At 48.0% G+C, this 19,369-nt stretch carries 23 protein-coding genes; 12 read left to right on the top strand and 11 right to left on the bottom strand.

Annotated features, from left to right (window positions below):
- Positions 1 to 48 precede the first annotated feature (48 nt).
- From tes to ACI2NF_RS07335, 3 genes are read left to right on the top strand one after another with little or no spacing between them, the layout of a single operon-like run.
- Complete coding sequence (tes, locus tag ACI2NF_RS07345; RefSeq protein WP_177971249.1) at positions 49 to 1,662, top strand: tetraether lipid synthase Tes; 1,614 nt, start codon at positions 49 to 51, stop codon at positions 1,660 to 1,662.
- Positions 1,663 to 1,671: 9 nt separating this feature from the next.
- Positions 1,672 to 1,842, top strand: a complete 171-nt coding sequence (locus ACI2NF_RS07340) for a DUF362 domain-containing protein (RefSeq protein ID WP_177971247.1) — start codon at positions 1,672 to 1,674, stop codon at positions 1,840 to 1,842.
- Positions 1,839 to 3,038, top strand: coding sequence for an NAD(P)/FAD-dependent oxidoreductase (locus ACI2NF_RS07335; protein ID WP_400152359.1), 1,200 nt, complete (start codon positions 1,839 to 1,841; stop codon positions 3,036 to 3,038). The genes ACI2NF_RS07340 and ACI2NF_RS07335 overlap by 4 nt, the downstream gene beginning before the upstream one ends.
- 30 nt (positions 3,039 to 3,068) lie before the next feature.
- On the opposite strand, the gene mvk is transcribed toward ACI2NF_RS07335, so the two are convergent.
- The 3 genes from mvk to ACI2NF_RS07320 are packed head-to-tail and all read right to left on the bottom strand — an operon-like array spanning position 3,069 to position 5,726.
- Complete coding sequence (mvk, locus tag ACI2NF_RS07330; protein WP_400151028.1) at positions 3,069 to 4,004, bottom strand: mevalonate kinase; 936 nt, start codon at positions 4,002 to 4,004, stop codon at positions 3,069 to 3,071.
- A gap of 1 nt (position 4,005) precedes the next feature.
- Complete coding sequence (locus tag ACI2NF_RS07325) at positions 4,006 to 4,584, bottom strand: hypothetical protein (RefSeq protein WP_400196475.1); 579 nt, start codon at positions 4,582 to 4,584, stop codon at positions 4,006 to 4,008.
- Between the two features lie 11 nt (positions 4,585 to 4,595).
- Positions 4,596 to 5,726, bottom strand: a complete 1,131-nt coding sequence (locus ACI2NF_RS07320; protein ID WP_400211285.1) for a pyridoxal phosphate-dependent aminotransferase — start codon at positions 5,724 to 5,726, stop codon at positions 4,596 to 4,598.
- Between the two features lie 170 nt (positions 5,727 to 5,896).
- On the opposite strand from ACI2NF_RS07320, the gene ACI2NF_RS07315 reads away from it, so the two are divergent.
- Positions 5,897 to 6,409, top strand: a complete 513-nt coding sequence (locus ACI2NF_RS07315; RefSeq protein WP_400206298.1) for a hypothetical protein — start codon at positions 5,897 to 5,899, stop codon at positions 6,407 to 6,409.
- A 55-nt stretch (positions 6,410 to 6,464) separates the two neighbouring features.
- Complete coding sequence (locus ACI2NF_RS07310) at positions 6,465 to 7,610, top strand: YfbR-like 5'-deoxynucleotidase (RefSeq protein WP_400211284.1); 1,146 nt, start codon at positions 6,465 to 6,467, stop codon at positions 7,608 to 7,610.
- Between the two features lie 7 nt (positions 7,611 to 7,617).
- On the opposite strand, the gene serS is transcribed toward ACI2NF_RS07310, so the two are convergent.
- The 4 genes from serS to ACI2NF_RS07290 form a co-directional block, all read right to left on the bottom strand.
- Positions 7,618 to 8,889, bottom strand: coding sequence for a serine--tRNA ligase (serS, locus tag ACI2NF_RS07305; protein WP_400147231.1), 1,272 nt, complete (start codon positions 8,887 to 8,889; stop codon positions 7,618 to 7,620).
- A gap of 10 nt (positions 8,890 to 8,899) precedes the next feature.
- Positions 8,900 to 9,193: a YhbY family RNA-binding protein gene (locus tag ACI2NF_RS07300; RefSeq protein ID WP_177970875.1), complete on the bottom strand. Its 294-nt coding sequence runs from the start codon at positions 9,191 to 9,193 to the stop codon at positions 8,900 to 8,902.
- Positions 9,190 to 9,510, bottom strand: coding sequence for a ribonuclease P protein component 4 (locus ACI2NF_RS07295; RefSeq protein WP_400196472.1), 321 nt, complete (start codon positions 9,508 to 9,510; stop codon positions 9,190 to 9,192). Before ACI2NF_RS07295 ends, ACI2NF_RS07300 begins: the two co-directional genes overlap by 4 nt.
- Positions 9,511 to 9,585: 75 nt before the next feature.
- Positions 9,586 to 10,611 (bottom strand): hypothetical protein, encoded by a 1,026-nt coding sequence (locus ACI2NF_RS07290; protein ID WP_177970879.1) that lies wholly within the window; start codon positions 10,609 to 10,611, stop codon positions 9,586 to 9,588.
- Between the two features lie 181 nt (positions 10,612 to 10,792).
- On the opposite strand from ACI2NF_RS07290, the gene ACI2NF_RS07285 reads away from it, so the two are divergent.
- From ACI2NF_RS07285 to ACI2NF_RS07260, 6 genes are all read left to right on the top strand, one after another.
- Positions 10,793 to 11,311, top strand: coding sequence for a 50S ribosomal protein L16 (locus ACI2NF_RS07285; RefSeq protein ID WP_177970882.1), 519 nt, complete (start codon positions 10,793 to 10,795; stop codon positions 11,309 to 11,311).
- Positions 11,311 to 12,300, top strand: a complete 990-nt coding sequence (dph2, locus tag ACI2NF_RS07280) for a diphthamide biosynthesis enzyme Dph2 (RefSeq protein ID WP_400147240.1) — start codon at positions 11,311 to 11,313, stop codon at positions 12,298 to 12,300. Before ACI2NF_RS07285 ends, dph2 begins: the two co-directional genes overlap by 1 nt.
- A gap of 62 nt (positions 12,301 to 12,362) precedes the next feature.
- Complete coding sequence (gene mtxX / locus ACI2NF_RS07275; RefSeq protein ID WP_400152970.1) at positions 12,363 to 13,112, top strand: methanogenesis marker protein Mmp4/MtxX; 750 nt, start codon at positions 12,363 to 12,365, stop codon at positions 13,110 to 13,112.
- Positions 13,109 to 13,582, top strand: a complete 474-nt coding sequence (locus tag ACI2NF_RS07270; RefSeq protein WP_400211283.1) for a 6-pyruvoyl trahydropterin synthase family protein — start codon at positions 13,109 to 13,111, stop codon at positions 13,580 to 13,582. The genes mtxX and ACI2NF_RS07270 overlap by 4 nt, the downstream gene beginning before the upstream one ends.
- Before the next feature lie 2 nt (positions 13,583 to 13,584).
- The gene (gene queC, locus ACI2NF_RS07265; protein WP_400147352.1) at positions 13,585 to 14,256 is read left to right on the top strand and encodes a 7-cyano-7-deazaguanine synthase QueC; all 672 of its coding nucleotides are present in this window, start codon (positions 13,585 to 13,587) and stop codon (positions 14,254 to 14,256) included.
- 5 nt (positions 14,257 to 14,261) lie between these two features.
- Positions 14,262 to 14,885 (top strand): 7-carboxy-7-deazaguanine synthase QueE, encoded by a 624-nt coding sequence (locus ACI2NF_RS07260; protein ID WP_400150895.1) that lies wholly within the window; start codon positions 14,262 to 14,264, stop codon positions 14,883 to 14,885.
- Here ACI2NF_RS07260 and ACI2NF_RS07255 read toward each other — a convergent pair.
- Positions 14,882 to 15,217, bottom strand: a complete 336-nt coding sequence (locus ACI2NF_RS07255; RefSeq protein WP_177972130.1) for a NifB/NifX family molybdenum-iron cluster-binding protein — start codon at positions 15,215 to 15,217, stop codon at positions 14,882 to 14,884. The genes ACI2NF_RS07260 and ACI2NF_RS07255 overlap by 4 nt on opposite strands.
- Positions 15,218 to 15,219: 2 nt before the next feature.
- On the bottom strand, positions 15,220 to 16,032 hold the full coding sequence (locus tag ACI2NF_RS07250; protein WP_400147248.1) for an Mrp/NBP35 family ATP-binding protein: 813 nt from the start codon (positions 16,030 to 16,032) through the stop codon (positions 15,220 to 15,222).
- Between the two features lie 84 nt (positions 16,033 to 16,116).
- Between ACI2NF_RS07250 and ACI2NF_RS07245 the strand changes: the two genes are divergently transcribed.
- Positions 16,117 to 16,506, top strand: coding sequence for a VOC family protein (locus ACI2NF_RS07245; RefSeq protein ID WP_400211282.1), 390 nt, complete (start codon positions 16,117 to 16,119; stop codon positions 16,504 to 16,506).
- 37 nt (positions 16,507 to 16,543) lie between these two features.
- On the opposite strand, the gene putP is transcribed toward ACI2NF_RS07245, so the two are convergent.
- Positions 16,544 to 18,079, bottom strand: coding sequence for a sodium/proline symporter PutP (gene putP, locus ACI2NF_RS07240; RefSeq protein ID WP_400211281.1), 1,536 nt, complete (start codon positions 18,077 to 18,079; stop codon positions 16,544 to 16,546).
- Positions 18,080 to 18,183: 104 nt separating this feature from the next.
- Positions 18,184 to 19,356, bottom strand: a complete 1,173-nt coding sequence (locus tag ACI2NF_RS07235) for an MFS transporter (RefSeq protein ID WP_400211280.1) — start codon at positions 19,354 to 19,356, stop codon at positions 18,184 to 18,186.
- Positions 19,357 to 19,369 lie beyond the last annotated feature (13 nt).

The following is a 19,369-nucleotide window of genomic DNA, read 5'->3' as shown; positions in this document are numbered from 1 at the left end:
GTTTTATATCCCTACAGGGGATGGGTGTGAACAAGAAGTGTGGATGCAATGACCATCACGACGAAAGAATACAGTGCAATGAAAGGACTCCCTAAGAAGGTCGAGTCCGTCTGTCCAGAGTGCGGTAAGGTCCTTGAAGCCGAGCATTATGAGAAGGACGGTAAAGTCTACTCGAAGAAGACCTGTCCTGAACACGGAGAATTCGATTGCCTGATATGGTCTAGTGTAGAACAGTATCTTAGAGCTGAGACCTATGCTAAGGACGGTATCGGTTTAGAGAACCCGGATGATACTACGGCAAAAGGAAGCAATGTCATCATCAAGATAGGCGACAAGCCCGTTTCTCTGAAATCATCCACGTCATTGGCGAACATAGATCTCACGAATAGGTGTAACATGACCTGTCCGATCTGTTTCGCAGAGGCCAATAGCGCAGGATACGTCTATGAGCCCTCATTCGATCAGGTCATGGCCATGTTGAAGACACTCAGGGATGAAAAGCCGATCAAGTGTACGGCCGTACAGTTCTCTGGAGGAGAACCTACAATCTACCCGAGATTCGTCGAGGTCATCAAGGCAGCTAAGGATATGGGATTCGCTCAAGTGCAGGTCGCTACGAACGGTATCGAGTTCGCAAAGAGCGTGGAGTTCTGTCAGAAGGTGAAGGATGCGGGATTGAACACGATCTATCTTTCATTCGATGGTGTTACCGATGAGCCGTACATTCAGGCAAGGAACAGGAAGATGTTCCATGTCAAATTGCAGGTACTTGACAATCTCAGGAAGATCGAACACCCTCCATCAGTCGTTCTCGTACCGACGATCGTCAAGGGTGTGAACGACCATCAGATCGGTGACATAATCAAGTTCGCATTCGACAATTCAGATATCATCCGCGGTGTGAACTTCCAGCCGGTGTCATTCACAGGCAGGATAACACGCGAGGAATTGGAGAAGGGAAGATACACGATCCCTGATTTGATGAGGGATGTACAGGAACAGACAGGATATGCGAAACCTGACGATTGGTTCCCTGTACCTGTTGTATCATCAGTCTCCAAATATGCTTCCGCATATCTCGGTAGGCCGATGGTGACATTCACCGCACACCCCCACTGTGGTATGGCAACATACATCCTCAAGGGAGAGGATGGGGAATACGTTCCGATGCCCAGGTTCATTGATGTCAAGAAATTCGTGATGGGATTGGACGAATTGGCGGATGCGATGGAGAAAGCAAGATTCAAGAAATGGCAGCTCTTCAAACTCGTCGGCCTTTTGAACACATGCATCGATGAAGATAAAATGCCGAAGGGAATGAAGAAGAAGGACATCGTTCGTTTGATAAAAGGCGTAATGAGCGACAGTTCTAAGAAGACCCTTGCAGGATTCTCATGGAATGCCATGTACATCGGTGCGATGCATTTCCAAGATGCGTACAACTACGATATTGAAAGAGTAGAGCGTTGTGCGATTCACTACGTCACGCCGGATCTTCGCGTGATACCGTTCTGTGCATACAACGGCGGCCCATACTATCGTATGGAAATTGAGAAGAAATATTCCATGCCGATTGCAGAATGGAAAGAGAAACATAAGGAAGAAGCAAAATCACTCGAGAATGCATTGATCGTTCCCGAGGATCAGAGACCCGATCAATAAGGTGAAAAAATGAAGGTTGATTACAACAAATGTCTCCATTGCGGAGGATGTGCCGGTTCTTGTCCTAAGAATGCGATCTATCTGAATGATTACATCCTTGAGTTCAATGATGACTGCAACGGATGCGGAAGATGCGTGAAGATCTGTCCTGTCGGGGCACTCTCCAAGGAAGTGGCATGATGGTTACAAGATACGATTGTGATGTGGTCGTGGTTGGTGCTGGTCCTGGCGGAAGCATGGCTGCGAAATATGCCGCGGATGGCGGTGCGAAGACGATCCTCATCGAGAAGAAAGCTGAGATCGGAGCACCGTTGAGGTGTGCAGAGGGAGTATCCAAGAAGTGGCTCGCAGAACTTGGCATCGAGGCTGATCCCGCATGGGCTCGTGCAGATATGGCTGGAGCAATCATAAGATCGCCCAACGGCACAGTGTTCCAACTCGATGAGAGTAAAGCTGGTGCAGAGGTCGGTTACGTCCTCGAGAGGCACATATTCGATAAGCGTCTCGCTGAGGAGGCTGCATTGTCCGGTGCAAAGATCCTCATGCGCACAGGATGCACAGGTGTCCTGAAGGATAAGGACGGAAAGCTCATCGGGATAAAAGCAAGGTCCATGGGTGAGGAGATCGAGATCTATGCGAAATGTATCATCGCAGCTGACGGTTTCGAATCCCAGGTCGGAAGGTGGGCAGGTATCGACACATCATTGAAGATGGATGATATTGACACATGCATACAGTACAGGATGACGAACGTAGAATTCGAGTCGAACTTTTGTGAATTCGTCATAGGTTCCGCTGCTCCTGGAGGATACATATGGGTGTTCCCTAAGAGTAAGACGGCAGCCAATGTCGGTATCGGGGTGATGGCTAGCAAATGTTCTCACGGTGCTGATCCGAAATACTATCTTGACAAATTCATCTCGACCGATCCTAGATTCAAGAACGGTCAGATACTGGAGGTCGTCGGAGGTATGGTCTCTACGATACCTGGACTTGATGACACGGTCGCCGACAACATCATGCTCGTTGGAGATGCAGCAAGGATCATCGATCCGATTACTGGCGGAGGTATCGCTCACGCATGCAGATCCGGTAAGTATGCCGGCGAGGTCGTTGTAGAATGCCTTAAGACCGGTGACTTCTCAAAGAAGGCTCTTGGAGCATATGAGAAGAAATGGCGCGACAGGATGGAAGATAAGCTCTACAGGAATTGGATGGCCAAGGAGAGGTTCGCCACACTTGACGATCAGACTCTTGACGAACTCATACAGTTGATCAAGGACTCCGATATCGGAGAGGTCAACGTGTACAACCTTCTCAAGATCGTGAAAGAGAAGTACCCCAAGGTCGTAGAAGGCTTTGAGGACCTGATCTGATAAAAACATGGGGGCTTGTCCCCCTATTTTTCATACTATTGTTACTCCATCGACCCCTGTCTTCACAGTGTACGGGATTCCCCCGTGGAGTCTGATGTCCTCACATACTATCTCTGGTCTATCGGTGAGTGCGATCATACAACCCCCTCCTCCAGAGCCTGTCAGTTTTGCGCCATATGAATGTCTCTCGGCAGCGTTTACCAGCTTATTGAGTTCATTGCATGAGACACCAAGGATTGAAAGTAATTTGTGATTCGCAGTCATGTTCTTTCCGAGTGATACGACATCATCGTTCCTCATGTCATCGATGCCTTGCATCGTCACCATCTCGATCTCATCGATGACATCCGATGCGAATCTGTTGTGTTCTTTGTATTTTCTGACCTTCTCGACCAAAGGTCCCGTCGATGCTTTGATCCCTGTATATCCTATGACGAATGTCATCTCAGGTACCTTCGTCTTAGAGATCGACCATCTTCCATCTTCCTTCTCTGCATCCCACAGGTGCGTATCCGTCTCTTTGACGTTGATCGCAACCCCCTTTCCGAAGGTACATGTCGATGTATCCAACGGGGATGCTCTTCCCTGTGCGTAGTATTCCGCCTCGAAGGAATCCCTTGCGATCTCCACAAGGTCCATGTCCTTCTTGGTAAGGTTCCTTATCGCAGCATCTAGTGATGACGATAATGCGGCGGAGGATCCAAGGCCGGAACCGGATGGGATGTCGCTCCAGGTTGTTATATTAATATTATTAACATTTAGTCTCGATAATATACATTGAATATGCGGGTGGCGAGATAGGTCTATGGGGACACCATTCAAGGAATTATATTCCCCTGCGGACACACTGCACGAAAAACTCATATCGATGGCCAAAGCAACGGCCGGTTTTCCGTAGACCACGGCATGTTCGCCAAGGAGGATGAATTTTCCTGGCGATATAGCCGTCGAGATATCGTCGTTCATATCATTCATTTAACTTGTATTTAGCTAACATTTCGAGGATCGCATCGTTTGCATTCCTCATGTCAAGTTGTGGCTGACTGATCGTCCACCAATGATCATCGATGGCTTCGATAGCTCTCGCATAATCATCATCGGTGTCGTAGTCCTCTCTCTTGACGATGGATACTGCTTTCTTCTCTTCCTCAAGGAGGTCGCAGTCATACTTCTTGTTGACGAGAGCGAGTGCGATGGTGTGATCCAATGCGTATGATATCTCCAATGCGATGTCATCAGGTACGCAACCCATGATCATGTCCATGACGCTATTGACGCTCATGAGGAATGCAAGGTGTCTCTTACCTTCCTCATCCTGCGTCTCCTCTTCAACTGCCTTCTGGAGTTCATCATACCAAAGGTCAGCCATAGCTTGACTTCTGCGCGGATTCTTCTCCCATATCTGTTTGTTCAGATTCACTTCGTCGTCCTCGAATACCTGTTCGATGAGACCTGTGTTGGGGTCGACTTTCATCTTGGGTTGAACCGTGTTGAACAATTCATCGATACTCTGCCCGTCCTGTTTTTCATCCTTCTTTGTTGTCATCTTGCACCCCTTCATTGTTTCGAGATCTTCTTCGCTGTAGAAGCGAGGATATCCATTCCCTTATCGATCTTGCTCTCATCCGCAGCATACGAGAATCTGAGGTGACCCTCTCCGAAGGGTCCGAATGCGGATCCTGGCGTACAGATGAGTCCATTCTTGATGAGTTCCATCGCGAAATCGTTCGAACTGATGTCATAATCGAATGACGGGAATGCATAGAATGCTCCTTTCGGCGGTATGATCTCCATGCCATCGATCTCATTGATCCTCTTCACGATCAGATCCCTTCTCTTCCTGAATGTCTCCCTTGCTTTCACAAGGTAATCGTCGATCGTCGGCAACGCATTCAGGACACCATACATCGCAGGCATGTTAGGGCTTGCGCATACGTGGTATTGCATCTTGATCAGATCCTCCATCACATCGTCATTGGCCATGAGGAATCCGAGCCTCCATCCTGTGACGGCCATCATCTTCGAGAATCCACCGACAACAATCGCTTTGTCCAACTGTGAGAGGAAGGATATGTGTTCGCCTTCATACACGAATGAATCATACACCTCGTCGGAGAGGATCGTTATGTCCTTGTCCTCTGCGATATCGCACAAGGTCTTGAACGATTCCTTGTCGAGTGTCCCTCCGGTAGGATTGCATGGATTGTTGATGACGATCATCGTCGTCTTATCAGTGATCTTCGACTGTATGTCATCGATATCGGGTTGGAATTCCTTGTTCGTCAGTTTGTAATAGACGGCCTTCCCTTCTGCTAATTCCGCATGCGGGCCGTATATGACGAATCCCGGACTTGGCACCAATACCTCGTCTCCAGGATCTATCAGCGTTTGCGTGATCTCAAGGAGTGCCGATGAACCGCTTGGTGTCACCATGACATTCTGTCCATCAATGGGGGCATATTTGGAATAATGTTTCGCGATAGCGTCCCTCAACGGCATTATCCCTGCCGTCGGCCCGTATTTATTCAGACCGTTGTGAGCCGCTTCACACATACCGTCGATCGCAGCCTTGGGAGGAGCCAAATCAGGTTCTCCCAGACCCAAATTGATGCTGTCGGGTGTCGCCAGATCGAACATCTTTCTTATTCCGGACATCGGAATCGAATTGAGCCTACGAGAGATCTTCATAGTGCCCCGATACTTTTCTTGGTATATAGATAGCACTAAATGTCGATATTTTCTCAATTCGGAAGGACGGGTTGATGTCCTGCAGATGAAACATTGTTTCATTGGAACAGGACCCAGACATGATAATTTTTAGATAATCTATATAAACCCATTACTCATACGTATGCACGATGTCTGCGAAACAGTTTTCGGGATTGGTGGCTTCAATACTCGGTTTCGTCATCCTGATTATTGGTTCGCTCGGATATATGGATGTGTTTGCTCTAAGCGATACACTCAGCTACATGTTGATGGGAGTTGGGATCATCATGGTGATCTCGGCCTTAGCATTCATTAGCCTGATGGGAAGGAAAGAGGAGCTTACAAGTCTGAAGGAGGAATGTGATATGGGATTAATGGACAAACTCAAATCGCTCTTTAAGAAGGGCGACAAGAAAGATGCAGCTCCTAAGTTAAACGGGACTAAGATGGAAGCTGTTCAATTCAAAGGCGAAGGCAGAGTACCTGATGCACTCAGATATGCAGCGAATAAACTCGATGCACAGGTCAAAGCAGGCAAGTTCGATGACAAGAGGGCATCGGCATTCATTGCACAGCTTAGAGAGTGTGAAGCATCTAGTCTGTCAGATGACGAGAAGCTCGTTCAGATCGGACAGATCATCGGTGCAATTACGTTCCTATAATTATTGAAACCTATTCTTTTGCATCCTCTTCATGAGGATGCAGAAGGTGATTTTTATGTCAAATGTCATGAATATGGATTTGATCTACAAATTATTCGATGCGGCCAATATGCACAGATGGAATGATCATCTGCGCCCCATCGATCTTACCGAGATAGATAAACAAGCGCACAAAGCCACTATTGCATGGGTTCTTGGGAAATACGAGGAACAAGAGAGGGGCATAACGCTGGATTGGAGAAGGATAATTGAAGGATCATTGTTCTCATTCATGAAAAGGACAGTATTGACCGATCTGAAGCCTCAATTGCTCCATAGGATGGAGGATGAGAGGTTCGACGAGGTCAACGATTACGTTCTCTCCGAGATCTTCAGTTCGATACCCGATCTGAATGCAGATTTCTTGAAAAGATTCGAGGATCACATACGTTGTACGGAGCCGGTCTTGGAGGACAAGATAGTGGCTGCAGCACATTATCTGGCGACGAATTGGGAATTCAATCTGTTGTATGATATGAACAGACATTCATACGCCATAGATCAGACGAAAGCTGCTATAACATTGGAATTAGCTCAGTATTCCGATCTCATCGGTGTCAAGAATACTATGGGGTCTCAATCGATGACATTCATCGATCTGATAGGGCAACTCAGATTCCAACAGAGGTGGACACGCGTACCAAGGATCCCTGCGACCACAGTCCTGGGCCATTCCTTGATGGTAGCGATTATGATGTACATGCACGATCTCGATGTCGGTGTCGATGATAAGCAAGCTTACAACGATTATTTCACCGGACTCTTCCATGATCTACCAGAAGTTTTGACGAAGGATGTGATCTCGCCTGTGAAGGTGAATGTGAAAGGTCTCACAGACATCCTTGATGAATATGAGCACGAATTGATAGAATCAAGGATGATGCCCTCGATACCAGAGGCATGGAGGGATGAATTGAGATTCTTTGTTTACGATCCCTTCACAGATAAGGACGACGTCAGATTCGGCAAGGTCGCTGGAAGGGAATTGAAGATGTGTGACGTGATGGGTGCATATATCGAAGCGAACGTCTCCAGACGTTATGGGATATGCTCTTCAAAACTCCTCGAAGGCGAGGAATCACTCCGTAAAAGGTTGATGGATGAGGGAGATTGCATCAACGCCGAATCCCTCATAACGAGATTCGACGAGATGCGTATCTGAGCCCTCATCATTTTTTCGTTATCTTTTCCTGACCGCCCATATATGGCCTGAGTACCTCAGGGATCGTGACGCTTCCATCCTCGTTCTGATAGTTCTCGAGGATAGCGACGATCGTCCTCGGAAGTGCTAATCCTGAACCGTTGAGGGTGTGTACGAACTCACTCTTGAGATGCGGTTCCGGACGGTATTTGATCCTTGCCCTGCGTGCCTGGAAGTCCGTGAAGTTGGAACACGAGGAACACTCGAGCCATGCATCCTTACCAGGAGCATAGAGCTCCAGATCATAGCATTTGGAGCATGAGAAGCTCATGTCTCCAGTGCAGAGGAGGAGCACTCTGTATGGGAGTCCAAGTCCTACGATGAGGTCCTCAGCATTCTTCCTGAGTTCCTCGAGTCTCGCATACGAATTCTCAGGGAGCACGAAATTGACCATCTCGGTCTTCCTGAACTCATGTACGCGGATGATCCCTTTTGTATCCGCATGCTTACCTACTTCGCGCCTGTATGACGTGAGGTTCGCGGTGTAGTAGATCGGGAGCTGTTCCTTCTCTAGGATCTCATCCTGCAAGAGGTTCGTTATGGGGACCTCTGCTGTCGGGTTGAGGAACATATCGTCCCTCTCAAGGTAGTACATATCGTCCTTGAGGTTAGGATACTGTCCCGTTCCGATGACAGCGGCCTTGTTTATGATACCGGGGACAACGAGTTCAGTATATCCCTGTTTCATGTGTGTGTCGAGGAAGTAGTTGATAAGGGCACGTTCGAGTCTCGCACCATCCCCCTTCATGACATAGAATCCGCTTCCGGAGATCTTCACTCCTCTCTCGAATTCGATTATGTCGAGATCCTCTGCGATCTCCCAGTGCTCTTTGGGTTTGAATGTGAATTTCCTCTTCTCTCCAACTTCGTAAACGACCACGTTGTCATGTTCATCCTTTCCGATGGGTACGGACTCATGTGGTATGTTGGGGATGTTGAGAATGCAATCGGACCTGATGACCTCGAGTTCTGACATCCTGTCATCATTCGCCTTGATCTTGTCAGCGACTTCGCGCATCTCCTTGATCTTCGAATCCTTCTCTTCGCCTTTGGCCATCTTGGAGATCTCCATCGAGACCTCGTTCCTCAATTTCCTAAGGCGGTTGTTCTCATCAGTGAGGGATCTCCACTCTGAATCCGCATCGAGAAGCCTGTCTAGGATGGCATCGTCCTTGTTCCTGTTCTTCAGCATGGTCCTGATCTTCTCAGGGTCCTGTCTGATTACGTTAATGTCCAACATTCAGATCAACTCAGAATTTCTTTTGGCAGAGAGAGGTCCAGGTTCTCTTATCGGTCAGGATGACGACACTTCCGCGAACGTCAACGACTATCGCACCTGTCGCTTCGGCTAGATCATCTGCTATATCCTTCGTCTCGCTCTCTGCATTAGCGAGAACTTTGACCTTGATGAGACGGTTCTTCTTGATCTGCATCTTGATCTCTTCGTAGAGGCTGTCTTTCAGACCATCCTTGCCGACATGTACGGTCGGTTCGATCTCCAGTGCTCTGCGCATGAGTTCCTTCTTTGCTTCTCTCTCCGTCATTCTCTTTGCTCCCTGGTGTATGGCATACGTTTGATGGTGCCGCATTTGAGACAGGTGATCTTCACTCTCCCGTCACCGATCCTTACTCTGCAATCGGCTTCGATGCTCAATGGCATCCCGCAACCCTTGCAGAATCTGACATCGTCCGGGATAGGCGTGCGTGTCTTCTGTCCAATGCGTCTTGCGATGGAAACATATCTTATCGCCCTCTTGTCATCACCGTTCTTCGCGGCATCCTTTGAGAGTTCGAACAGCTTCGACATCCTATCGCTCGCGATCTCAGATGCGATTTTCGATGAGATGCGTCTCCTTGCCATTGTATGCCTCTAATGTAGTTCCCCACATATGAGCGCATATAAAAGTTTGTGCGCATGTGCGCAATACATAGAGGCTTATGCGACATGCGAGAGCAACGCGGATTTGACCTCCAATTCCTCCTCGCTCAATCCCTCATCATCCGATTCGGTGTATTGGGACCAGAGGAACACGAAGTAGTCGTGGAAGGATTGTACAGCAGAATCCCAGCTGTCACTCGAACTCATGATGCCTAGGTCCTCGTTCGAGAGTATCCATTTGTTGTTCTTGAATGAGACCTTCGCCTCGACCGGCGTGGTGACAGAGACATCTCCGGTGGGGGAGATCAACCTGTGGAACTTTATGGATTCCACTTCGCACATATCCTCGGCATTGTCTATTGAGATCAGGTCTCCATTGTCGGAGTATGTGAACGTACCTGCAACGACGACGATGCAATCCCCGATGAATTGTAAAGACCTCTCCAACTCATCCCTGTCCTTGAATGAGATTCTGGAATGGACATCCTTGCCTGTGGAGAAGATGTATCTCGGTCCTTTTCCGGATTTGGATTGTGACCTCTCCAGTATCCCTATGGTCGCACCATCGAATGACAATCCTCTTCTCTTGATGAACGTCGAGAGTTTTTCAACATCGACATATCCGAATCTCTTGAGCTCATCGGTCGATCCGTATTCAAGATGGAAACCATCGGAATCGACAAGATCCTGGTGTAGTGCTACGATGTCATAGATGATGGCATTCCTGTAGAGTGCATCGGCGAAATTATCTTCCATCCAATAACTTCCGGTACCATTTCCCATGACATCCAATGTCTCTTCCATCTTAGCAATGGTGTCCTCTATGATGTCACCGAATCCCTTGGTCTCAGGATCATCCGTAGAAGCGTTGAACGACATCTCACCGTTGCCATCCATATATATCCTGAACTTCTCATCGAACTTCGGATTGACAAGTGTCTGTATGCGGAGTTCTCTGGATGTCAGATATTCTCCGATATGAGTGAATAGATCCTGGATGTCGATCATGATCTGTCCTGCCAATGCGACAGGTACTCTGCTGTCATCTTTATCGGAGACGATGTTAACGGTGAAATTTACCATCTTGTGCACCCTTTATGGATAAGGTTATGCAGACAACATTAAAGATAATTCGCATCAATACCTCTGAAAAATAGGAAAGTCTTATATTGGTCGCTATTATCAAGAGGGAAGGATAGACAATATCGTTAAATACAGAATGACGATTGTCAGCCCTACTCACTAACGATAATTGGTGGTGCAAATGGCAAGAAAGCCCGCAGTAATGTACAGAGAAATCAAAGGAATGGCATACACCCGCAGAGAATACATGGGTGGTGTTCCTAACAGCAGGATCAGTCAGTTCGACATGGGAAACCTCAAAGACGAGTTCCCGATCACACTCACACTCAAATGCAAGAACCGTGTCCAGATCAGGCACACATCCCTCGAGGCAGGGCGTATCGCAGCCAACAGGGTCCTGACAAAGGATGCAGGTGTCGCAAACTATCACCTTAAACTCAGAGCATACCCCCACGTTGTCCTCAGGGAGAACAAACTTGCTACCGGCGCAGGAGCTGACCGTGTTTCAAGTGGTATGCGTTTAGCCTTCGGAAAGAATGTCGGCACTGCAGCAAGACTTGAATGCAACCAAGCAATCATGACTGTAAGCTGCACACCCGCAGCATTCAACACAGCAAAACTCGCACTTTGGAAAGCATCGATGAAGTACCCCACACCGTGCTACATCGATGTTGAGAAAGGTAAAGAGTTCGTCAACTGATGTTCGACCTGAAACTCAGTGATATTACTGCGTGGATCAGCGACAGAGGATATTCCTCTGTCGCACTCCAGTTGCCAGAAGGATTGAAGATAAGGGCAACTGAGATAATCGATTTTCTATCTGATAATACAGATTGTAGTTTTGTGATCCTGGGGGATCCGTGTTATGGTGCATGTGACCTGTACGTGGATTACAAGGATGTCGCGGATGCATTGGTCCATTTTGGACATTCCCCGATACCTTCCCAGGGAGATGATGGCGATGTGTTCTATGTCGAATCGTTCTTCGATACCGACATAAGGGAGCACGTAAAGAATATCCTTGATGAATTGCCTGAGAAGGTCGGATTGTTGGCCACGGTCCAATACGTTGGATGCATAAATCAGGCAAAGGAAGTCATAGAATCGAGCGGAAGGAAGGTATCCGTCGGTATCGGTGACAAGAGGATAATGTATCCTGGTCAGATCCTCGGTTGTAATTGTTCAGCCGCAGAGTCTGTGGCGAATGATGTTGATATGTTCCTATTCATCGGAGAAGGTGATTTCCATCCATTGGCGACCGCTTTTGGTGTAGGGGCGCCTATGCGCGTACTCAATCCGATAACAGGTGAATTCAGATCCGTGGATGAGGTCAGGGACAGGATCCTTAGGAAGAGATTCGCAGCCATACAAAGAGCAGTGCCTGCTGAAAGCTATCTTGTCATCGTTTGTAGCAAGATCGGTCAGGAGAGGAATGCTCTTGCTGACGATATCATCAATAAGATAAGATCGTCCAGGAAGAAGGCATACAAGGTATACATGAATGAGATCTCGCCACAGGGACTCATGGCATACAGAGTCGATGCATTCGTGAGCACTGCATGCCCTAGATTGGCCATGGATGATTATTCTAGATATGACAAACCAGTCCTTACGCCGATAGAGGCGGAGGTCGCATTGGGCATCCGCGAATGGGATGATTATGTCTTCGATGCGATAAGGCCAGAGTAAGAAGGACAGTATGTTTTGTTACGTCCGCAATGGTTTATATCTTGAACGTGATGGGTGAGCAGATGTTCACGACGCAATCCCTTTTCGACGGCCATATGCCATCTGGCGTAAGAATCGGCATCGGTAGCAGTGGAACGTCTGGCAAGATATATGAGAGCACGAAGGAGTTCGGCGACTCTGTCACGGTCTACACGGATCCAGGACGTATGATAGACGACCTCTACGAAGGAAGGATCGATGCTGCAATACGCGGCGACATATCTTCATCCGAACTACTCCCGATCATCAAGAGAAGATTCGGTATCGATGAGTTGGAGAGGATAGTATTCCTTGAACCGATCGGAAGGAAGTTGATAATAACCGCTCCCGTAGGCATAGATGAGGGGTGGACGATCCAACAGAAACATGATCTCGTCACCCGGTCAGTGAGATTGATGGAACGTATCGGCATGGGTACGAGGATAGCGATCATGTCTGGCGGGAGAAAGGACGATATCGGGCGCTGTAAGGCCGTGGACGATACGATAAGGGACGCATTGGAATTGGTGGACATCCTTGTGAAAGAAGGTTATGATGCATATCATTCAGAGATCCTTCTGGAGAACGCGGTCGACGAAGCGGATCTGATCATCGCACCCGACGGGATATCAGGCAATCTTCTGTTCAGATCGATGCATTTCATCGGAGGAGCTTTGGCGCTTGGTGCACCTGTCATCAATATCGACAAGGTGTACATAGACACATCTCGTGCCAAAAAAGATTATAGAGATTCAATAATGCTAGCAATGAGGTTGACGGAGGGAAAAAGATGATGTTAGAGATAGACGGTGAGCATTCAGGAATAAGGTTTTCAGCATGTCATTTCATCCCAAGACATGAGAAGTGTTCTAGACTTCATGGACACTCATACATCCTTAGGCTCAGGGTCGATGGGGACATCGGAGAGAACGGTATGATCATGGATTTCGTATCGTTGAAGAAGGAACTTAGGAAGTTCATCGATGAATTTGATCACAGGACCCTCCTTCCAGGTAAATCAGACATCGTCAAGATAACGGATGATGATGATTCCTACGATGTCATCTGCGATTCGAAGAGATACGTCTTCCCCAAATCGGATGTCGTCATATTGGATGTACCTACGACTACGGCCGAGGAGATGACCAAGATGATGGTCAACAGGATGGTGAATGACATAGAATTCCCCAAGAATGTGCGCTCGATCTCCATAGGAATGGATGAGGAGAGGGGACAGACCGCTTGGTACACGTTGGAGGTGTGACCATTCCCAAAGCAGTCGTTCTTCTATCCGGCGGGTTGGATTCTACGACCTGCCTCGCTCAATCCATCGCTGATGGCAATGAGCCGATAGCACTCAGTTTCAGATACGGTCAGAGACATACCAAGGAGCTCAAATCGGCGGCGAATGTTGCAGCACATTATGGTGTGAAGCACATAATCATCGATATGGACCTCAGTATGTTCCATTCCGCACTCACAGATATGTCACTCGATGTTCCTGAGAACAGGGATGAGGATTCGATGGGATCGGACATTCCGATAACATACGTGCCTGCGAGGAACATAATAATGCTGTCCGTGGCCGCCGGTGTTTGCGAATCATTCGGTGCGGATAAGATATACATCGGTGTGAACTCGGTGGATTATTCAGGTTATCCTGATTGTCGTCCGGAATTCATCAAAGCCTTCGAGGATGCCATCAACAAGGGTACGAAAGCAGGAGTGGAAGGCCATCCAATCAAGATCGTGACCCCGATCCAATATGCTTCAAAATCGGATATCGTGAAGTTAGGGAAGAAATTGGGCGCTCCTTTGCATCTCACGTGGTCATGTTACGAAGGCGGAGAGAAGGCTTGTGGTAAGTGTGATTCATGTCAACTCCGTCTGAAGGGATTCGCGGATGCAGGATACAAGGACGAGATAGAGTACGAGTGATACAGATGATGATTTCCGAGACGTTCAGATCGATCCAGGGAGAGGGTAAGAGGATTGGCGCCCTGACGTATTTCATAAGGACTGTCGGATGCAATCTCGACTGTTCATGGTGTGATACGCAATACGCGATGAATGGCGGAGGGGACTTATCGATCGAAGAACTGATCGATCTGGTGAGATCCGATGATGAGATCTGTCTTACAGGCGGAGAGCCATTATTGCATCGTGAATCAGCGATTCTCATAGAGAAGTTGACAGAGATGGGGAAGACAGTGGTCGTGGAGACCAACGGTTCCGTGGATCTCTCCAACATGCCGAACAATGACAATGTGATCTACAGTATGGATATCAAATGCCCATCATCTCACATGGAGGATCGCATGATGTTCTCAAATATCGATCTTCTTCAAGCTAAGGATCAGGTCAAATTCGTCATCTCGGACGGGAATGATCTGGAGTATGCCATCTCGGTAGTCGAGAGATACAGCCCGAAGTGTGAAGTGATATTCTCTCCAGTGGGAGGGATGGATATCGAACCGCTCGCTGAGGAGATCATAGCGAGAAGATTGAAGGTGAGGGTCCTCCCTCAATTGCATAAATTGATATGGGGAAATAAGAAGGGTGTTTAAGCGAACTTCCTGTCGCGTTCCACCCTTCTTTTGAATGCATTCATGCATTCTTCCACAGTACCTTCCTCATCGAATGATACCTTGATTCCGGCTTTGGTCAGTATGTCGTATCCGTGGGAACCGATCCCCCCAGTTATCACTGCATCCACGCCGATGCCAACGATCGCGTTGGCTACCTTCATACCTGCGCCTTCCGCATCCATGAACTCATTCTCGACCACTTCGTAATCCAGTGTGTCATAATCCACGATAAGGAAGTATGGTGCGTGACCGAAGTCCTCAGATACCTCTGATGACAGGTCATCGCCATCGGATAGCACGCCGACCTTCATATTCATTCCACTGTCTTTATGATCTTGTCCACGATCGTGTTGAATGCTTTCGCGGATTCGGACTCAGGTGCATCTATGACAATTGGCATGCCCGAATCTCCAGAATCCACGATCTTCGGTTCGATCGGGATCTTTCCAAGGAATTGTATGTTCATGTTCTTTGCGGTAGCCACTCCACCGCCTGATTTGAAGATCTCAGTGATCTCTCCGCAGTGAGGACATACGAATCCGCTCATGTTCTCAATCAATCCTATGATCGGTATCTCTACCTGTGCTGAGAATGTCACTGTCTTCCTGCAATCCATGAGTGCAACATCCTGCGGTGTGGTGACAAGGACGATACCGTCCGCTTTCTTCATGAGTTGTGCGACAGAGATCGCTTCATCGCCCGTTCCTGGGGGCATATCGACGACAAGGTAGTCCAAGTCTCCCCATTTGACGTCCTCGATGAATTGTCTGATGGCTGTTCCTTTCACAGGGCCTCTCCAAACGATTGCCGAGTCCTTGTTCGGAAGGAGGAATTCCATGGATATGACCTTCAATGATGGTGGTACGAGGACAGGTATCAATGATTCATCCTGCACGTCGAGTTGCTCATACTCTACGCCGAACATCTTCGGGATGTTGGGGCCGGTGATATCGACATCCATTATCCCTGTCTGATAGCCTTTCATGGACAGGGCCATAGCTATATTGGATGACACGGTACTCTTACCGACTCCTCCTTTTCCGCTCATGACGATGATTATGTGTTTGATCTTTCCAAGACTCTCTTGGAGTTTGAAGTCCTCAGCGTTGATCATTGGTTTGGGCATGATATCAATCCTGTGAAGTTCCAATTAACTTCGTTAATGCGGGTAATGGTGAACTCTTTATTAGCCGTTTGCTATATCTCACTCATGCCACTGGGTGATCCGCATGGCGGGAATTTCATATACACCAACGAAGGCCTACCTAACGGTATCGCGGCCATATCCATCCCTACGAAGAATGTCGATCGTTCAATCAGGTTCTACGTGGAATTATTGGGATTAAAATTGTTGTCACGCAGTGATGCTGTCGCGATCCTATCTGTCGGGAAGGATGTCATCATCCTCAGGAAGTCGGATGTGGTCGGCGTGGATACAGGCCTTTACCTTAGCACCGAGAGTCCTTTCGATCTCCACAGGAGATTGATAGATGAGGGCGTGATATTCGTGATCGATCCGAAAAGAATCGATATCGGATTGATAACAAGATTCAAGGACGATGACGGGAACATCATCGGCGCTATGGAGATAAATCAATAATAAAGAATAAAGGAGGGGCTTGCGCCCCTTTCATATCTCAATAGAATTTTCCAGCTGTCGCTTCATCGAATTCTCTCTTGATATCTTCAGTAGGCTCTTCGGTCATTCTGCTGACGACGACACCTACGATCAATGAGAGGATGAATGCTGGGAGAAGTTCGTACAATCCGCTATCCCATACGAATGTCTGGATTCCGAACATGTTTCCGAACACTCCTCCCGATATGAACAGTGTGTTCCATAAGATGACTGTCAGGAATCCGACAATCATGGATGCGAGTGCACCCTGTCTGTTCATGCGCTTCCAGAACAATGCAAGGACCATGACAGGTCCGAATGATGCACCGAATCCGGCCCAAGCGAATGAGACGAGGCCCATGATGTTGTTGTTTCCGCTGAGTGCTATCAACACACCGATGACTGCGATGATGGCGACGCATATCCTGGACATCCACATCAGCCTGTTGTCCTCGATCTTCTTCTCTCCCTTCTTGTTGTAGAGATCGTTGGTTATCGCGGATGCAGCGACCAGTAATTGTGAATCGGCTGTACTCATTATAGCAGCCAAGATCGCAGCATAGAGGAATCCTGCGATGATCGGTGCACTGTTGCCGAAGAGGTTCGAGACCATCTGAATGAACACATTCTCTGCATCGAAACCTGCTGGGTTCCCGAGATATACGCGACCGATGACTGCGATGAATCCCACAGATGCGAGTGCAACGACGACCCAAAGTGTACCGATGCGGCGTGCGACCTTCACTTCCTCAGGGTTCTTAATCGCCATGTACCTGACAAGGATGTGAGGCATACCTACGTATCCAAGACCCCATGCAAGGCATGACAGCAATACGATGGCTGTTATCGGTTCTCCGCCTGACCATAAGAGATTGGTACCGTTCTCGACCAAGGAATTGAATGTTGAGGATACTGTATCCCATCCGCCTCCGATCTCTCCGAGTGCTACCAACGGGACAACGACAACGGCGATGATCATCATTATCGATTGGATGAAGTCGGTCCAACAGACAGCCTTGAATCCGCCCGAAAATGTGTATAACACTATGATGAATCCTGTGATGATGACAGCCAACTCATAACCTATCTCGCTGAACACGAGGTTGAAGAGTTTTCCGCCTGCAACGAATCCTGATGCGACATATATCGTGAAGAAGAACAGGATGGCGACACCCGCCACGACCCTTATGTATCTCTTATCATCTCTGAAACGGTTGGAGAAGAACACAGGGACCGTAAGTGAATTGTTACATTTTTCCGAATATTTTCTTAGACGTTTGGCAACGAACAGCCATGCGAGGTAGGAACCTATCGCAAGGCCGATACCGATCCAGATCTGGCCCATTCCAAAAAGATAGATGGAACCGGGTAGACCCATGAGTAGCCATCCGCTCATGTCTGATGCTTGTGCGGACATCGCTGTCACGTATGGGTTCATATCCCTTCCGCCGAGAACATAATCGGACATGTTGTGGGTTTTGTTGTAGAAATAGAAGCCCACACCCAATACCGCTATGAAGTAGATGATGAAGGCCAATAAGACAAGCATATCCATTTGATACTCTCCGTAATACTATGGGAAATGCAATTATAATATAAATGAGGGATGGGGGAAGCTGGACGCTTTTTCGACGTATCGTCGAACGGCCATCATAACCTTTAGGTGATAGAGTCTGTACTCTTCATCCGTTTCACAAGGTATGTGCATGTGAATATCAGAGCGATCATCGTGAATGCACCGCCCACATAACCGATCGAACCGATCGATATCGTATCCGTGGTTATACCTCCGATGATGGATCCCATCGCTATCCCTACATTGAATATCCCGCTGTACATGGACATCGAGATCGCGGATGCATCCATGGGCGATGTGCGTATGGCCTCACTTTGGAATGATACGTTGAATGCGGTCGCGAAGAATCCCCAGAACATACAGATCATCATCATCATGATAGCGGAATATGCGGATACATTCAGGAGCATGAGGCATACGGATACGCCCAATATCGAACCGATCAGGAATTCGTAACGTATCCTGTCGTAGTACTTGATGAAGACGAAACTTCCGACTATGCCCGCGAATCCAAAGATCGTAAGACCGACGGTCGTCATCGATTCGGATAGGTTCGCTATTTGTATCATGAATGGTTCGATGTAGCTGTATCCTGTGTAGTATCCTGTGACGAATATCGCTATGACGACATATATCCCGACGAGGGCTTTGTTCCTGAAGAGTTCCGGAAGCCTTCTCAATGTGAACGTACCTGGATTCTCCACTCTGGGGAACACTATCACAAGAAGGATCAATGCGAATATCGCCACTATGGCGATGGATATGAATGATGCTCTCCATCCCATCGCGAGACCTATCATCCTTCCTATCGGAAGGCCAGCGATCATAGCGATGGATGTTCCCGTGGCCACCATGCTTATTGCCAACCTTCTGTATTCCATGGTCACGACCCTGACAGCCAACGGAGTGGCTATGGACCAGAATATCGAATGCGAGACTGCCACGCCAAGACGTGCCATGATGAGCATCTCATAACTGTCGGATATCCCCGACAATATCTGGAATCCTGCGAAAAGGGCTATGCACATCAATAGCATTCTGCGATACTCCATCTTCCTCAGGAGGAGCATTATGGGCAAGGATAGTATCGCCACAGCCCAAGCGTAGATCGATATTATCATCCCTGCTTTGGATTCGGTTATCCCCAAGTCCATGGATATGTCCGTAAGCAACCCGATGGGCATGAATTCGGACATATTGAAAATGAATACGCTGATGGTTATGCCGATCAACGGTAACCAGTTCTTTGGGGACATCGTGGATGCTCGA

Source organism: Candidatus Methanarcanum hacksteinii (assembly GCF_964305265.1).
Taxonomy (GTDB): Archaea; Thermoplasmatota; Thermoplasmata; order Methanomassiliicoccales; family Methanomethylophilaceae; genus Methanarcanum; species Methanarcanum hacksteinii.
Note: the sequence above shows the minus strand (reverse complement) of the source record. Positions and strands in the feature narration are given on the sequence as shown.

Coding starts and splice junctions, on each gene's coding strand:
- tes (WP_177971249.1), top strand. CDS start 49: ATGACCATCACGACGAAAGAATACAGTGCAATGAAAGGACTCCCTAAG.
- ACI2NF_RS07340 (WP_177971247.1), top strand. CDS start 1,672: ATGAAGGTTGATTACAACAAATGTCTCCATTGCGGAGGATGTGCCGGT.
- ACI2NF_RS07335 (WP_400152359.1), top strand. CDS start 1,839: ATGATGGTTACAAGATACGATTGTGATGTGGTCGTGGTTGGTGCTGGT.
- mvk (WP_400151028.1), bottom strand. CDS start 4,004: ATGAACGACGATATCTCGACGGCTATATCGCCAGGAAAATTCATCCTC.
- ACI2NF_RS07325 (WP_400196475.1), bottom strand. CDS start 4,584: ATGACAACAAAGAAGGATGAAAAACAGGACGGGCAGAGTATCGATGAA.
- ACI2NF_RS07320 (WP_400211285.1), bottom strand. CDS start 5,726: ATGAAGATCTCTCGTAGGCTCAATTCGATTCCGATGTCCGGAATAAGA.
- ACI2NF_RS07315 (WP_400206298.1), top strand. CDS start 5,897: ATGTCTGCGAAACAGTTTTCGGGATTGGTGGCTTCAATACTCGGTTTC.
- ACI2NF_RS07310 (WP_400211284.1), top strand. CDS start 6,465: ATGTCAAATGTCATGAATATGGATTTGATCTACAAATTATTCGATGCG.
- serS (WP_400147231.1), bottom strand. CDS start 8,889: ATGTTGGACATTAACGTAATCAGACAGGACCCTGAGAAGATCAGGACC.
- ACI2NF_RS07300 (WP_177970875.1), bottom strand. CDS start 9,193: ATGACGGAGAGAGAAGCAAAGAAGGAACTCATGCGCAGAGCACTGGAG.
- ACI2NF_RS07295 (WP_400196472.1), bottom strand. CDS start 9,510: ATGGCAAGGAGACGCATCTCATCGAAAATCGCATCTGAGATCGCGAGC.
- ACI2NF_RS07290 (WP_177970879.1), bottom strand. CDS start 10,611: ATGGTAAATTTCACCGTTAACATCGTCTCCGATAAAGATGACAGCAGA.
- ACI2NF_RS07285 (WP_177970882.1), top strand. CDS start 10,793: ATGGCAAGAAAGCCCGCAGTAATGTACAGAGAAATCAAAGGAATGGCA.
- dph2 (WP_400147240.1), top strand. CDS start 11,311: ATGTTCGACCTGAAACTCAGTGATATTACTGCGTGGATCAGCGACAGA.
- mtxX (WP_400152970.1), top strand. CDS start 12,363: ATGTTCACGACGCAATCCCTTTTCGACGGCCATATGCCATCTGGCGTA.
- ACI2NF_RS07270 (WP_400211283.1), top strand. CDS start 13,109: ATGATGTTAGAGATAGACGGTGAGCATTCAGGAATAAGGTTTTCAGCA.
- ACI2NF_RS07260 (WP_400150895.1), top strand. CDS start 14,262: ATGATGATTTCCGAGACGTTCAGATCGATCCAGGGAGAGGGTAAGAGG.
- ACI2NF_RS07255 (WP_177972130.1), bottom strand. CDS start 15,217: ATGAAGGTCGGCGTGCTATCCGATGGCGATGACCTGTCATCAGAGGTA.
- ACI2NF_RS07250 (WP_400147248.1), bottom strand. CDS start 16,032: ATGCCCAAACCAATGATCAACGCTGAGGACTTCAAACTCCAAGAGAGT.
- ACI2NF_RS07245 (WP_400211282.1), top strand. CDS start 16,117: ATGCCACTGGGTGATCCGCATGGCGGGAATTTCATATACACCAACGAA.
- putP (WP_400211281.1), bottom strand. CDS start 18,079: ATGGATATGCTTGTCTTATTGGCCTTCATCATCTACTTCATAGCGGTA.
- ACI2NF_RS07235 (WP_400211280.1), bottom strand. CDS start 19,356: ATGTCCCCAAAGAACTGGTTACCGTTGATCGGCATAACCATCAGCGTA.